Here is a 14,038-nt window from a genome sequence, read left to right on the forward strand (position 1 = left end):
CCATTTCCCCGGAACGAAGAGGTGAATGACGATGAATGCTTTTCTGATTATCGTTGGTGTCTCCGTGTTCTTCATTATCGCCATTATTCTAATCCGAGCGAGCCGATGGAAAACCGTTCTGACTGCACCGGGCAATCAGGCGGAGGAATTACAGAATAAACATGCCTATTTACTCGGAAGGGGCATCCGCTCCCGCTTCCGCGAGCAGGAAAGTACACCGGTATCAGGCATTGCCGCAGGATCGATGCAGACAACGGGCCGTTATTCAGCCATGAGTCTGCAGGTTCATAAGGACGATGTCCTGCAGGCTAAGGAAGCGCTTGAGGAATACACGCGCGAGGTTCATACTTCACATTCACCGATCTTATAAAATAGCAGGTACTACACTTTGAATGGCAAATTACAAAATGGCTGAGCCCCCGTTGGCTCAGCCATTTTGATTTCTTGTTATCTTTGCAATTTTGAATTACCTTCATCTGAATGGAGCAGTTTGCGATATTCCTTTGGTGTAACGCCATATAAGGAATGAAATTTCTTGTAGAAAAACGTTAAATTGTTATACCCGATTTCTTTGGCAATCTCCTCAATGGTTTGATCCGATAGCTTTAGCTGCGTCGCAGCATGGACAAACTTTTGTTCTTGGACTAACGAAGAAAAGGTCTTCCCGGTCACTTGTTTGATGATCCGGCCTAAATGCTCCGCCGAATACCGAAAATGCGCGGCTGTTTGTTCTAATGTCGTGATTAGATAGTGTTCATTGATATAGGCTAATAATTCGATGACAGAAATATTCGATCTTCTAACGCCTTTGTTCAAGAACAATTCGTAACTATCGCTTTCAAGAAGCCTGGTGAATAGGATCGTCAGATAAGCTTTAATGATTTCTTGGTTTGCATGTTTACTGCCGAAGGACTCGCACAATATGTTCTGGATCGTCTGTTTGACCTGCCAATGAGTAGAGGTATGGAATAATAGAAAGTTCTTTTCTCTGGAAGTGTCCGTAATAATTGAAGCGATTGTTTTACCGAGAATATTATCCCCAAGAATGTTGTAAATGAAGGGACTGTCAAAAAACTCATTCTTCGCCAAGAAGTTGATGAGGATATCATTTTCGCCCACTCGATCGATGGAATGCTCCACATTCTTATTGAGGATAATCAAATCCCCTTCTTTTAATTCAAACCGTTCTCCTTGAATTTCTTGATGGAAGGTACCGCTATAAATGTAGTTCATCTCAAATAGGTTATGCGTGTGCTTGACCATCTGGACAAACCGGGTATGTCTGGAGATGGCGAAGATTTCCCCCGTAACATGCAATCGAAGCACATCGCCATCTAGGGTGTAGTGGTAAGTGGACGGATGGGTGATACTCATTGACGGAGAAGGGGCCATGTTGTTTGGATCGGAGCGCTTTTCCTCTGCTAAGAGAGGGGAAAGAATCCGGTCTATAATCGTTTCATCGGAGAGCGTTTGATCTTTTAATTTCACTTCCAACTCCGTTAATTCAAATAATATACGGTTCAATTCCTCATAATTCATGAAACCGCCTCCACACTGGTAGTATATCAGTTTTGGTTAGTGAAAACGACGATTATAGATATTGGTGAACGGGCTCGCATGCGTTAAACTATCCGAAAAGACTGGTATATAAACCGAATGGGGGAACTAGCTTGATTATCCGGAGCATTTTCGATGAGGTTCTGATAGAAGGGGAACAGGTGATACGCATTCATACGGCATGGCAGCTGGAGAATGGCGCAATCCTGCTCTATGAATATTCGTCCAGAAACCAGCCGGCCAGCACGTTTACCATTCATGGCAGCTTGGATCACTATAATCGGATATGTAAACAAATTCACTGGGTGAAGTAAGAAGAATGCATGTGCTATATACGAAATAATGCACTATCGAATGTTTCCCTTATTTATGCTAGAATACAGGCAATTCTGTTAATCAGTGATAGGCTGACCATAGAAAATACTTCAAAGTCAGAGTGGTGTTATTTGATGGCAAGGGAGCAACTCCGAATTGGGACGATCGTCGGCGGCAGAGACGCCGTACGGGTGATACCGCAAATCGCGCAGCATGGTTTCGAATCTTATAGCCTTTCGTTCGGACAATCCACAAGCGGCATAGATCTTTACGAAACTGCAAAACAAATTGAGGAACTGGCCGCGAAGCACAGTTTCGTCATCTCTTCAGTAGGAGTTTACGGAAATCCACTGACAGGAGAAGGCGACAATGCGGATACGCTGGCCAGTTGGGAACGATTGATCGATCACGCTCATTTGTTTGGGACGGACATCGTTGCCGGCTTCACTGGGAGACTGACGGGTTTACCCATCGAAGCCTCGATTCCCAAATATACAGAGGTGTTCGGGGAGCTTTCTCGCAGAGCAGATGGCAAAGGTGTCCGGATTGCGTTTGAGAATTGCGCAATGGGCGGCACATGGACATCGGGAGATTGGAACATCGCCCATAATCCGACCGCCTGGGAGATGATGTTTAACGCCATTCCATCGGATAACATCGGCCTGCAATGGGAACCCGCTCATCAAATGGATTCATTAATCGACCCGATTCCGCAGCTGCGCAAATGGGTGGACAAAGTGTTTTCTGTACACGGAAAAGACGCTACGATCGCCTGGGATATCGTGAAGGAGTTCGGCATTCATGGGCCAAAGCGTTTCGTTTGGGACCGAACGCCCGGCTTCGGCGATACAAATTGGTCGGATATTATTACCATACTTATGCAGGCGAACTATAATGGAACGATCGATATCGAGGGTTGGCATGACCCGGTTTACAAGGACGAACTGGAGATGACCGGACAAGTCCATGCGTTGCATTACTTGAAACGCTGCCGAGGCGGAGCTTACATTCCGAACCCTATTATCTGACGGGTATAAAATATAAGTCCCAAGAAGTGGTGAAAGAAAATAATCTCCACCATTTGCGGGAAAATAACCGAAGGAGGGATCAGATCATGGAAATCAGAAGAATTGGATCACAACCTTCAGGCAAAGGATCCCCGGACTATTTTACGGGCACGGTTCGGATCGATCCGTTGATTGAAACGGCCGATCCTGCGCGCGTAGCTGCAGCCAGCGTTACGTTCGAGCCGGGAGCACGGACGGCCTGGCATACGCACCCATTGGGGCAAACGCTGATTGTTACGGCAGGACAAGGGCGGGTCCAACGATGGGGAGATCAAATCGAGGAAATTCGTCCCGGCGACGTGGTTTGGTTCCCGCCAGGGGAGAAACATTGGCACGGCGCTTCACCGACGACAGCGATGACCCATATCGCCATTCAAGAACGTCTGGATGGCAAGGCGGTTGAATGGCTGGAAAAAGTCAGTGACGAGCAATACGATTCCTAATAATAATGAAGAGCCCGAGAGTGTGATCACGGGCTCTTTTTTGTTCAAGATAAGGTCAATCAAACTTCAGACAGTGCAACAAAATTAACGCTTTCCGGTCCAAGTATATCGGAATTTAAGTTTTGTAATGCAGAAAAGACGGTTAATCCCGAGGTTGTTAAGCCTCTAGCCACAGTTACATGAATGTTGGTACACGTTATCACCCACCGAAGTTACTTTTACAATAAAATCTATGCAACTTGGATTACATCTGCTTGGACAAATTAGACTAAGACTTACCCCGTAATAATATACATCCATTATGTTATGCGGTTTAACAGGACGAGGGCTGGAAGGGTGAGAGCATGAGTTCCGACGCAAGTCCGAAACAGCTGTTTAGCAATCGGGTAGTACTGGTGATCTTGCTTTCCGGTTTGTTCCTGCAGATCGGCATTTGGGTGCGGAATTTCTCCATTTTACTTTATGTGTACGAGCAAACCAAAGATCCGTATGCGATCTCGTTGATCTCAGTAGCCGAATATTTACCGATTATCTTATTTTCGTTTATCGGTGGCATGTTCGCAGACAGATGGCGTCCGAAGCATACGATGGTTTGGTGCGATTTGCTAAGCGCGCTTTCGATTTTTGCCGTTCTGCTGACCCTTGTTGTCGGCAACTGGAAAGCGATCTTCTTCGTAACGTTTATGTCGTCGATTTTCTCCCAGTTCTCACAGCCTTCCGGTATGAAGCTATTCAAGCTGCACGTACCCGAAGAACTGATGCAGGCTGGGATGGCCATGTACGAGACGCTGTTCAATATGTTTATCATCTTAGGTCCAATGATCGGTACGTTCGTTTATGTGCGGTATGGTATCAATACCTCGCTGGCTGTTGCAGGAGCCGTATTCATCATATCGTCATTGGTTCTACTCAAATTGCCTTCTACTCACAGCGTTGTGAAAGAGGGACCAACCTCTATAAGGACGGATATCAAACAAGGTTTCAAATACGTGCTCGCGAATAAAACGCTATCGACGCTCGGCAGAGCCTATATTGCAGGCGGGTTCGCGATCGGGATCACCGAACCGCTTTGGATATTTCTAATCACCGAACAGCTTGGGCTTAAAGAGACGTATATGCAGTGGTTCTTGATTGTTGAAGGAGCAGCGCTGCTGATTGGCAGCGGGATTACGCTTAGTTTCGCGAAAAAGGTTTCACCGCAAGTGCTGTTTATTATCGGCAACGCGGGGGCTGCCGTTACCGTAGCTGTATTAGGCTTTTCCGAGTGGATATGGCTTTCGTTTCTGATGAAGTTTCTGCTTGGACTCTTATTGCCCTGCAATCATATCAGCACGATTACGATGACCATGCAGAACACGAAACAAGAATTCGTTGGCCGGGTAACCGGAATTTTGAACTTTATCTTTTGCGGGTCTATGATCGTCATGATGAGCTTGGCGGGCCTTGTGACAGAAATGACTTCTCTGTCTGTCGCTTTTTTAATGTCCGGGTGTTTATTTGTTATTGGCATCTTCATTATTCTTCCGATTTTGCGATTGCAGGCAAGCACGGAGTCGACGGCTTTGTCAACGGCGGAGAAGGAATGAATGCCGGAGTGAGAGATTCCATTTGTCTAACAAAGGGAATTGGATTAGAAACAGCGAAATAAGTTTCATGATCGATAAAAGGAAAAGTTTAACTTTATAGGAGGAAGGTTTTTATGGAGGATGTCGACAAAGGCCAGGTTACAATCCGAAATATTGCACCTATTTTTTATGTCCCGGATCGCAAGCTCGTACTTGACTATTACAAGCGGCTGGGTTTTTGGCGCGACTACGATATGGGTTTTGTTGAATGGAATAGAATTGGGTTCATTGTTCACGAGAGACGAATGATACCTGCGACTCCAAACAACTTTGATAATGAAGGGCTCGACGCTTTCGCTATGGTTTCAAATGTTGATGATTTGTTTGCAGCGTTCAAGTCAAAAGATGCAGTGTTCCTATACGAGCTGCGAACGAACGAATATAACATGAGAGAATTCGCCATTAAGGACCCGGCCGGATTCACGATCGGATTCGGTCAATAAACTCAACGGACACTGGTTACCATTAATAGCCGCCAAATGAAGTCTGCGTAAAGCGCAGGCTTTTTATTTTTCAATGGGCAGCATAGAAAATTCCTTACCAATAAAAATGTGCGCTCTGACTATCTCGATCAAGGTGACTCTTTCATAGAATACTATAAATGGAAGAGGTGAATTCGAATGGCAAAAGTCGGCGTTGTCATGCCGGTTTATTATCAGAATGAAGCTTATATCCGGATGGCGATCCAAACGATGCGTGATCAATCTTATCCAAACTTTACCTTCCTGATTGTCATCGATGGAGCGCCTGAGCTGCTGCCGCTAATTGAGGCGTGCACCACCGGCGATCCCCGGGTAAAGATCGTTTCCTATCCAATCAATCAAGGCGTAGCATTTGCGCTTAATTACGGATTTGAAATCTTAATGGACCAAGGTTACGATTACTTGACCTGGGTATCGACAGATAACATCTATTACCGGTCATTTTTGGGCACTTTAGTGAACGCAATGGATCAGGCGGAGCCCAATGTGGGCATCGTGTACAGCAGCTTCAATCAAATATTCGAAAACGGCGAGCCCGCGCATACGCCGGAGTTTCTTCACACGCTGCGCAGCTGGCAGAATCGTCCCAAGGAAGCACTGCTTGACGGCTGTATTATCGGACCTGCCTTTCTTCACCGTACGGAATATTGCCGTCTCGTGGATGGATATCGGTTTAGATATATTCAGGATTACGATTATTGGCTGCGCATGACCGATTACTGTGAGATCAAATACGTGCCTATCGAGCTGATGGAGTATCGGATCAACTCTCCGTTCAGCTTATCTACTCACATCGCAAACGATATCTCCAAGCACCGCTTATGCTGGAATGAGGTTCACAGGGCTCATTATGAAACGCGCCTGAGGCGAAGCATGCCGCTCCTGTTTAGCGCCTTGTTCATTGTGAAACCAGGAGAAGTGGCTCGTGCTCATACTGCGCTTGGAAACATCATTGACCAGTACGAAACCAATTTCGAATTGATCATTGTCAGCTTGACGACGCAAAAAGAAACCGAAGAGATCGTTGAACCGTTCCACGACCCTCGGGTGCGTATTTTGTATTATGTCAATCATTCGATCAACTACGCCTTGCATAAGGCACTTGCGAGAGCGAAGGCGGAATGGTGCATTATATTCGACAGTGAGCATGCGCCGGCGGATGTTACCTTCATTCGTACCATGAAAGAATCGAACCTCATGGATGCAGGGTCGACGTCATCAGTCTCCATATACAATAGGGAAATCACGACATCGCGAACGATTACGTATTTGTATCAGACCATGACCGTTCGCTCAAGCATGCAGGCGTTTATACAAGCTTCCTTATGAGCTGCCTTAAGCATGCGAATAACAACAAAAAAGAGCTGTTGCCAGCTCTTTTTTTGTTGTGCTTTTGGAACGAAGACTCTGGGCGTGCGTTTCGGCACTTTCGCCGATTATTGACCGCCCAATCGGATTTGGTTGATGGCTTGAGCCAAAATATCCATCGTTCGATTGGATTCCGCAAGTGTATTTGCCGTTCCGCCGACTTCGATTAATGCGCTGGAAGGGGAGTAGTTCTGATTGTACCATCCGTTTCCGACGCTTTTATCTTTGTAGTAGATTCCTCTGGACAAACCCGGGTACTTGGCCGTGATTAAGGCTTGAATTTTTTTGGCGAAAGCATCGTTCTGCCTCCAATTCGGATTCTCGAGCCCGATTACGAAATATAATTTGGCGTAGCCCGTGCCCCCAATGTTGACAGTCGTCTCGCTTCTCGGACTGGTATCGCGATGAATATCGAATAAGTATTTAATTTGCGGATGCAAAGCCAGTTGATTGGTAATTGACTTCTCCGAATAAACATATGATTTCGCATAATTGAACTGGCTTCCATAGATAGATGCGTAGTCGTATGAAGTATGATAAACCTCAGCGCCCAACGCTTGCAGGACGCCAGTCAGCCGCGCCCCTAACATAGCGACATTTGTAGTCGCATTGAATGCGAGATCGGGGTTCGATATGCCGGGTAATTCGGGGATCCACGATTCCCGATTATGCGATTGATAAATATAAATCGCCGACTTCGATGCCTGGTTTGCCGGCGTCTCCTTATCAAATCGAATGGCCAGCTTCGAAGGATCGCCGGTGTTTTGAATTTGGTAACTCATTTTCTGCTTGAAAGCCACGGCGACTTGAATGGTAGATGAATCCGAATCCTTCATTTGATATCGGATATTCGAAATATAAGGGTTACCTGGAGAAATGTTCGACACTTCACCCCATGCATTCTCGGCCGGCTCGCTTATAGGCCCGTTAAACGTAACACCCGGTAGATCAACGACCAGACGATCCGGGTCATTTGATGCGAAAATGCTAGGAGTGAAGCTGCCGCTCGTTCCTATCGTTAATAGATTGTTGTCCAATTGGATCGATTGGAGCGCAGGATATTGATCCGGAGGGATTACGGGCACACTCGGATCGGTCGCGGGGTCGCTGCCGGATACATCGCTGCTCGTTCTCCATAAAGAAACCGCGTAAGCGGTTGCGTCCCACTTCACGACAAGACCTAGGTTCTCGGCGACAAAACGAATCGGGAGCAATGTTACCCCATTAATGATGGTAGGCGGCTGCTCTAAACGTATCGTTTTTCCGCCTAGAATCGCATAGGTACCGTTAATCGGCAGTACGATTGTCGTCTTATCGTTGGAAAGTGTTGCGATTTGACTCTTCTTATTCCATGTAATGTTGACGCCCAAGCCTTCCGCAATGACGCGAATCGGCACCATCGTGGTTTGATGGACCAAACGCGGGGCAACGGCCGAGCTAAGCTTCTTCCCTTCAAGAAACAATTGAATCGTTGTTGGTGCCGCATAGGAAGCCGGAGGAGTTAATGAGAGTACGAACAATAGCGACAGCAATGCAATAATCGATCTTTTCATCTTCCACCTCTAATCTAGTTGTCAATTCTAGCAAAACAAAAAAACGAAAGCCTCTTAAAAATAAGAAACTTTCGCCAATTACTCAATGCTAAATTATTGGTAATTTTTTTCACGACATTTGAAACTCGTCCGAATTGAAATACGGCACATGTGTACAAACGGCTCGCCAGTGCCTGAATAGATTGTAATACCTGTAGAAAAGAGGTGACGATGGATGGCTGTAAAATCAAAGATGACCAGGAACAGCGCAAAGCAATGGATCGGCCAGCCGGTTTATATCGAATTAAAGGATGGACGCTCTTATATAGGGTGGGTCACAGATGCAAAGAATGGACAACTGACGTTGTCCGGCCAACGGAGTCCGCGGAAAACAAAGATGGCCGCTTCCAAACGCGTAGGTAAAGCAGCAGTTTCCAGTTTTATTCCCGGTATGCTGGGGTCAATGTTTGGCGGTGGTAAATTTCCCGGCTCCGGCGGTTTCGGTGTTGCTAATGCAGCTAATGGACTAGGTGGAGGATTAGGGAACTTTGGAGGATTTGGGAGCTTGGGGAGTTTAGGGAGTATCATGGGATCAATGGGAAAAGCATATCCGATGCTAAATATGGGCTTTGGGATGATCAAATCTATTATGCCGCTCTTTAAGATGTTTAACGTTTAATAAATGGCAGCCAAACGGGATTAAAAGCCGCGTATTACGCGGTTTTTTTTCTATGTGGTAAAATGGAGTTATCTCTAATACGGAGGGTCATTTTATGACAATTGGATCTCAGAAGGATATCGATGGTTTAAAGGAAATTGGGAAAATCGTTGCCATGACAATTAGTGAAATGAAAAGCCATGTCCGTGTGGGAATGACGACACAAGAACTAGATGAAATTGGCGGACAGTTTTTGAAAGAGCATGGAGCAATACCAGCACCAAAATCAACGTATAATTTCCCCGGCAACACATGTATCAGCATGAACCATGAAGTCGCCCATGGAATACCGGGTAATCGCAAGATTCAACCGGGCGATTTAATAAACATCGATGTTTCAGCCGAACTTGGAGGCTATTTTGCGGATACAGGGCACTCGTTTACAATCCCCCCTTACAACGCATCGTTAACTCGCCTCTGTCATTACACGCACGATACGATGATGAAGGTGATCTCTTCACTGAAGCATGGAGTCAAACTGAATGAAATAGGCAGGATCATCCAAGTGGAGGCTGAAAAAGGCGGCTATCATGTCATTAAGAATCTGTGCAGTCACGGTATTGGCAAATCCCTGCACGAGAATCCTAAAGAGATCCTTCCCTTTTACAACAAGCATGATAAACGCGTGTTGAAAGAAGGCATGGTCATTACCGTCGAACCTTTTTTATCTACCGGTGCCGAATATACCGTCGAACAGCGAGACGGATGGACGTTATGTGTGCCAGACAATAGTTTTGTGGCACAACATGAGCACACAATCATTATTACAAAGCATCAGCCTATCATCTTGACTGTAGCATAGACCGGAGGATTATATGTCTTGGAGCAAATTGAAGCAACAACTGGAGAGTTTTCTCAGTCCTGCATTAATGGGTAGGGTCGAATACCGCGCAACCAGCTATCGTTATTTACCCGATAAAGCAGGGCATTGTTATATTACGGTAGATAAAAAGAACGTACTTAATATGAGTGATGGCACTTCGATAATCAAATGGTACCAGACGGATCTGGAAATTAAGAATGATTCTGAAATGCAAATTCCGATTTCTAATGAAGAAATTGAAGCGATCAGAAATGAAGCCAAAGGAGTAATTCCGGAGGATCGCCTAAAAGTAATCGCAAGAGGCAGAAAAATATCGGAACTTGCAAAAGAGCTTCTGTCGGCACAGGCAGCATTAAGTAAATCAAACTTTACGGTAGAAGCTAATAAGTTTCTAGCCCGTCCTATAGAAGAGAGCTTAGAGAGCAAGGACATCCTATTAAATATTCTAGCCTTAGTGGACAGACGGGTTGGCAAGAAGCGAATTTTAAACATGAGCGAGAAGATAAAGCTAAAGCATCCCAGTGTGCAATATTTTTATGAACTACGGCTTCGTACATGATAAAGGCGAAGGGCAACGTACTAAAGTGACATAAGGGAGTCACTCTAATGATTAGAGCTTTATCCATATTTGTTGTGGCAGCGCTGGATTCAATTGTGATAAGAGGTAATAATAGCCAAGTGGAAGCATCTATGCGTATTTCAACGATTGAGTAAAGGGGAAGTTGCAGATGTCGAATTTTATCGCAGATATTAAAATTCCCGATAGTAAGCTAGCTCTTGAAGCAGCTGAATTACTGCGCGAGCATGGCGACGATTTGTTGTGGAACCATTCCAACCGGGTGTATCTGTTTGCAGCTATGAATGGCAATCAGAAGCAAATCAAATACGATCCCGAATTGCTATATATCAGTTCACTCTTTCATGATATTGGCCTTACCCCCGCATTCCGCAGCGATGATAAACGCTTTGAGGTCGATGGAGCGAATGCTGCCCGCGATTTCCTTAAAAGTCGCGGTCTTCCGGAGGAATACATTCGATTAGTGTGGGATGCAGTAGCCCTTCATACTACGATAGGAATCGTGGAATATAAGGAAGCGGAAGTGGCCCTTATGAATTTTGGCGTCGGGTATGATGTGGTGGGGAAGAACTTCGATCTCATCTCAGCAGAAGCGCGTCGGCAAATCGTCGAGGCTTTTCCCCGGAACAGCTTCAAACATAAGATATTACATACCTTTTTGGAGGGCTTCAAACACAAACCGGAAACGACATACGGCACCATTAACGCCGACGTGTGCGAGCTGCTTCTTCCGGGGTATAAAAGGCCTAATTTTTGCCATAGCGTTCTTCATTCCAGGTGGGATGAGTAGTCCTGGCAAGTCCGCGAAGTCGCGGACTTTTTTCGTTTAACGGCATTTAAGAAACATTTTATCTTTACCCCCACTTCGTCTTAACAAGTTTGCCTTATCCTTTAGTGAACGATAAGGAGGAGGAAGGGCAATGGAAAATAAGACAGGGAACGATATGATCATCCACGGTCTGTTTGTTTTATATATGTACGCTTTATTCAAAATTATTTTGTTTAAGTTCGGCCCAATCGATTTCACATTTCTATGGTCTCAACTTAAAGAGAGTATGACTAGCCCTGCTTATGTAGTTAGTCGTTTGCATAGCGGGAATCTCATTCCCTTTAAGGAAATAACCAGTGCTATTCATGTCCAATCGAGCCACAACCTGATTAATTTATTTGGGAATATCGCGATCTTCATTCCGTTCGGTTATTTTCTCGGCTTGATGTCCCGGAACAAAGGTATATCTATTTCCAGCGCTTTCATTCGATCCTTCGGTTTAAGTTTATGTCTGGAAAGCGCGCAAATCCTGTTCGATATTGGCCGTTTCGATGTTGACGATCTCATTCTAAATTCAAGCGGCGGCTTAATTGGCTATATAGCTTTGCTGATCTACGTACGGTTAAAGGGAACGACATCGAAATCGTTCTTGGCTAATGTACCCGAGTAACACTTCCGCTTCGCTTACAATATGATGAGTCTAGAAATCTAAAGAGGTGAGCCGATGGGAGTCGTAAAAGCCAGATCACAGGACATTGATATGCTCGCAAGGTTGCTTCGAGCTGAAGCTGAGACCGAAGGCGAGATGGGCATGCTCCTTGTTGGAAATGTTGGCATTAACCGAATAAGAGCGAATTGCTCAGATTTTAAAGAACTCCGGACTATTCCCCAAATGATTAATCAGCCGCATGCGTTCGAAGCGTTGCAGCATGGTTTGTACTATCAAGGCGCAAGAGAGCGGGAACGCCGACTCGCGCAACGGGCTGTGAATGGGGAGCGGAATTGGCCGGCTAAATTCTCGCTATGGTATTTCCGTCCAGGGTCGTTCGATAATCCGGGGCCATGTCCGGCAACTTGGTATAATCAGCCGTTTGCAGGACGATGGAAGAAGCACTGTTTCTATGAACCGACAGGGCAAGAATGTGAAAATATATACAATACGTTTTAACTCATAGTAACATGCCATTAACGAATAAAGGGCTCCCTCACGGGAGTCCTTTTAATTAATAAAAGTCAGTTTCGGTATCGGCGATAATTCGCTATCCAAGATCACGGTATTTACATCGTTATGAAAGTATTGAAGCGTAGACAACACGGCATTGGAATATTGAATCCCGATTTGAATCTCGAACCGTTCCGGAACGCGAAAAGTCCGCGTAGCCGAAACAAACGGCTCCAACGTCAAAATTTCGCCCATGAAAGGGGCCTTCAGTCCGTTATCCATGATGCTGAAGCCATAATATTGGATACGAGCGACTTGAGCGGGGTCATTATTTAGAAATTCGATCGTCACATCATTGTTCGAATTGTTCGTTAACACGCCGGTTGAGCGTATTTTCTCAAGGCTCGGTTGGTCTGGTTTCATGGCGAGGGCTCCCCCATTACCATCAATAGCAATATAGCCCATATCGGTGAAGGATGCAGTTTCGACGATGTTAATCCGGTTTACGCCATTGATGGAGTAATAGATGCGGGAACCGTCCGGTGTGACAACTAGATAGGGTATGATTGCCGGATCACCTGGATTCGTTGCGAGAAGCGTGTTCGTCGCGAGACTGAAGGAGGAGAGTCCGCGTTCGTAGGGATAGTGGGAGGCATATAATCGCGTTCCATCCGGTGAGAAAATAAACCGTGTTCCCGCTTTGAAAAGAGGAGCAACGAAAGTGTTCGTGAGCAAGTTGAAGACAAGTGTAAACACTCCTGCTCCCACATAGAAATAATTGGAACGAATCTCAATGTCACCGAGGGTTGAGGCATATAAAATCAAGGAAATAGGAGTGAATGTTAAGGCATCTAAAATGGCGATCGCACCGCCGGAACGATAAAGCGTAACGTAAATACGTGTTCCGTCAGGCGAATAGGTAAGCGATATGGGGTTGCCATCAAAAGTTATGGGTGTCAAGACGGAGTTGGTCTTGGTATCAATGACGTCAATGAACATTGTAGATAAATAAATGACCAAGAGCTTTGAACCATCCGGAGAAAGGAATAATTTCTTCGCATCAGGACTCGGAAGATTAATTATTGTTACCACACCAAGCGTAAGTGTATCAACGACAAGCAAGGATTGGGCATCATTATCGATGATGTAAGCCCGCGTACCATATAAATTCAAGACGAAATCGCGCAAATCGCTGCCGGTTGGCAAGAGGCCGAGAATGGTGTTGGCAGTTGTATCGACTTTGGAAAATACGCCTAACGGGCCAGGACTAATCGCGTAGAGTATGCTTGCGTCTGCGTTGAATTTAAGAACAAATCCACCGGCCGGAACGGTGGCTATTACCTGATTTGAATCGGTGTCGATTGCGTTAATAGCGTTATCTCCTGCTTGTGTATATAACGTTGGCAATATTGCAGTCCCCCTATTTTTTATTCTAAGTTAGCGTATTCTTGCGTGCGATCGATCGTTTGGACAATCTAGAAATTAACATAAATTTACATAAGCCAAGATCTATTTCCAAGTAAGTGCACGAAAGGAATCTTGGCAGAATAAGATTGTTTTATGAGAATGCAACGTGTGATGTCAGCCTAAATAGAGGATG

Annotated in this window: 16 protein-coding genes; 13 read left to right on the plus strand and 3 right to left on the minus strand. The window is 45.4% G+C overall.

What is annotated here, in order from left to right; all coding sequences use genetic code 11:
• The first annotated feature begins 31 nt into the window (after positions 1–31).
• The gene (locus tag AC6ESO_RS04885) at positions 32–370 is read left to right on the plus strand and encodes a hypothetical protein (protein WP_494817622.1); all 339 of its coding nucleotides are present in this window, start codon (positions 32–34) and stop codon (positions 368–370) included.
• A 77-nt stretch (positions 371–447) separates the two neighbouring features.
• Here the strand turns inward: AC6ESO_RS04885 and AC6ESO_RS04890 are convergent, their stop codons facing one another.
• Entirely contained in the window at positions 448–1,539 is a 1,092-nt protein-coding gene (locus AC6ESO_RS04890) for an AraC family transcriptional regulator (protein WP_497090390.1), read from the minus strand.
• Positions 1,540–1,670: 131 nt separating this feature from the next.
• Between AC6ESO_RS04890 and AC6ESO_RS04895 the strand changes: the two genes are divergently transcribed.
• The 6 genes from AC6ESO_RS04895 to AC6ESO_RS04920 all read left to right on the plus strand — a co-directional run bounded on the left by AC6ESO_RS04895 (position 1,671) and on the right by AC6ESO_RS04920 (position 6,818).
• Positions 1,671–1,871 carry a hypothetical protein gene (locus AC6ESO_RS04895; protein ID WP_497090391.1) on the plus strand — a complete coding sequence of 67 codons (201 nt, stop codon included), beginning with the start codon at positions 1,671–1,673 and terminating at the stop codon, positions 1,869–1,871.
• Positions 1,872–2,006: 135 nt separating this feature from the next.
• On the plus strand, positions 2,007–2,900 hold the full coding sequence (locus AC6ESO_RS04900; RefSeq protein WP_497090392.1) for a sugar phosphate isomerase/epimerase family protein: 894 nt from the start codon (positions 2,007–2,009) through the stop codon (positions 2,898–2,900).
• Between the two features lie 86 nt (positions 2,901–2,986).
• Positions 2,987–3,382, plus strand: a complete 396-nt coding sequence (locus tag AC6ESO_RS04905; RefSeq protein WP_497090393.1) for a (R)-mandelonitrile lyase — start codon at positions 2,987–2,989, stop codon at positions 3,380–3,382.
• Between the two features lie 344 nt (positions 3,383–3,726).
• Positions 3,727–4,968, plus strand: a complete 1,242-nt coding sequence (locus AC6ESO_RS04910; protein WP_497090394.1) for an MFS transporter — start codon at positions 3,727–3,729, stop codon at positions 4,966–4,968.
• A gap of 113 nt (positions 4,969–5,081) precedes the next feature.
• Complete coding sequence (locus AC6ESO_RS04915) at positions 5,082–5,450, plus strand: VOC family protein (protein ID WP_497090395.1); 369 nt, start codon at positions 5,082–5,084, stop codon at positions 5,448–5,450.
• A gap of 177 nt (positions 5,451–5,627) precedes the next feature.
• Entirely contained in the window at positions 5,628–6,818 is a 1,191-nt protein-coding gene (locus AC6ESO_RS04920) for a glycosyltransferase (protein ID WP_497090396.1), read from the plus strand.
• A gap of 107 nt (positions 6,819–6,925) precedes the next feature.
• On the opposite strand, the gene spoIIP is transcribed toward AC6ESO_RS04920, so the two are convergent.
• A complete protein-coding gene (spoIIP, locus tag AC6ESO_RS04925) occupies positions 6,926–8,410 on the minus strand; it encodes a stage II sporulation protein P (RefSeq protein ID WP_497090397.1) in 1,485 nt (494 codons plus the stop codon).
• A gap of 214 nt (positions 8,411–8,624) precedes the next feature.
• On the opposite strand from spoIIP, the gene AC6ESO_RS04930 reads away from it, so the two are divergent.
• The 6 genes from AC6ESO_RS04930 to AC6ESO_RS04955 all read left to right on the plus strand — a co-directional run bounded on the left by AC6ESO_RS04930 (position 8,625) and on the right by AC6ESO_RS04955 (position 12,444).
• Positions 8,625–9,068: a hypothetical protein gene (locus tag AC6ESO_RS04930; protein ID WP_497090398.1), complete on the plus strand. Its 444-nt coding sequence runs from the start codon at positions 8,625–8,627 to the stop codon at positions 9,066–9,068.
• 94 nt (positions 9,069–9,162) lie between these two features.
• Positions 9,163–9,909, plus strand: coding sequence for a type I methionyl aminopeptidase (gene map, locus AC6ESO_RS04935; protein ID WP_497090399.1), 747 nt, complete (start codon positions 9,163–9,165; stop codon positions 9,907–9,909).
• Between the two features lie 13 nt (positions 9,910–9,922).
• Positions 9,923–10,489, plus strand: coding sequence for an SF0329 family protein (locus AC6ESO_RS04940; protein WP_497090400.1), 567 nt, complete (start codon positions 9,923–9,925; stop codon positions 10,487–10,489).
• 169 nt (positions 10,490–10,658) lie between these two features.
• Positions 10,659–11,297, plus strand: coding sequence for an HD domain-containing protein (locus AC6ESO_RS04945; protein WP_497090401.1), 639 nt, complete (start codon positions 10,659–10,661; stop codon positions 11,295–11,297).
• Between the two features lie 130 nt (positions 11,298–11,427).
• Positions 11,428–11,946 carry a VanZ family protein gene (locus AC6ESO_RS04950; protein WP_497090402.1) on the plus strand — a complete coding sequence of 173 codons (519 nt, stop codon included), beginning with the start codon at positions 11,428–11,430 and terminating at the stop codon, positions 11,944–11,946.
• Positions 11,947–12,000: 54 nt separating this feature from the next.
• Positions 12,001–12,444, plus strand: a complete 444-nt coding sequence (locus tag AC6ESO_RS04955; protein ID WP_497090403.1) for a cell wall hydrolase — start codon at positions 12,001–12,003, stop codon at positions 12,442–12,444.
• 51 nt (positions 12,445–12,495) lie between these two features.
• On the opposite strand, the gene AC6ESO_RS04960 is transcribed toward AC6ESO_RS04955, so the two are convergent.
• Positions 12,496–13,845, minus strand: a complete 1,350-nt coding sequence (locus tag AC6ESO_RS04960; RefSeq protein WP_497090404.1) for a hypothetical protein — start codon at positions 13,843–13,845, stop codon at positions 12,496–12,498.
• Positions 13,846–14,038: the final 193 nt, after the last annotated feature.

It is taken from the genome of Paenibacillus rhizoryzae, assembly GCF_059686995.1.

Excerpts from the sequence above, each read along its gene's own strand:
- AC6ESO_RS04945 (WP_497090401.1), top strand. The coding sequence starts at position 10,659 with ATGTCGAATTTTATCGCAGATATTAAAATTCCCGATAGTAAGCTAGCT.
- AC6ESO_RS04920 (WP_497090396.1), top strand. The coding sequence starts at position 5,628 with ATGGCAAAAGTCGGCGTTGTCATGCCGGTTTATTATCAGAATGAAGCT.
- AC6ESO_RS04905 (WP_497090393.1), top strand. The coding sequence starts at position 2,987 with ATGGAAATCAGAAGAATTGGATCACAACCTTCAGGCAAAGGATCCCCG.
- spoIIP (WP_497090397.1), bottom strand. The coding sequence starts at position 8,410 with ATGAAAAGATCGATTATTGCATTGCTGTCGCTATTGTTCGTACTCTCA.
- AC6ESO_RS04915 (WP_497090395.1), top strand. The coding sequence starts at position 5,082 with ATGGAGGATGTCGACAAAGGCCAGGTTACAATCCGAAATATTGCACCT.
- AC6ESO_RS04955 (WP_497090403.1), top strand. The coding sequence starts at position 12,001 with ATGGGAGTCGTAAAAGCCAGATCACAGGACATTGATATGCTCGCAAGG.
- AC6ESO_RS04900 (WP_497090392.1), top strand. The coding sequence starts at position 2,007 with ATGGCAAGGGAGCAACTCCGAATTGGGACGATCGTCGGCGGCAGAGAC.
- AC6ESO_RS04940 (WP_497090400.1), top strand. The coding sequence starts at position 9,923 with ATGTCTTGGAGCAAATTGAAGCAACAACTGGAGAGTTTTCTCAGTCCT.
- AC6ESO_RS04885 (WP_494817622.1), top strand. The coding sequence starts at position 32 with ATGAATGCTTTTCTGATTATCGTTGGTGTCTCCGTGTTCTTCATTATC.
- map (WP_497090399.1), top strand. The coding sequence starts at position 9,163 with ATGACAATTGGATCTCAGAAGGATATCGATGGTTTAAAGGAAATTGGG.
- AC6ESO_RS04910 (WP_497090394.1), top strand. The coding sequence starts at position 3,727 with ATGAGTTCCGACGCAAGTCCGAAACAGCTGTTTAGCAATCGGGTAGTA.
- AC6ESO_RS04930 (WP_497090398.1), top strand. The coding sequence starts at position 8,625 with ATGGCTGTAAAATCAAAGATGACCAGGAACAGCGCAAAGCAATGGATC.
- AC6ESO_RS04890 (WP_497090390.1), bottom strand. The coding sequence starts at position 1,539 with ATGAATTATGAGGAATTGAACCGTATATTATTTGAATTAACGGAGTTG.
- AC6ESO_RS04950 (WP_497090402.1), top strand. The coding sequence starts at position 11,428 with ATGGAAAATAAGACAGGGAACGATATGATCATCCACGGTCTGTTTGTT.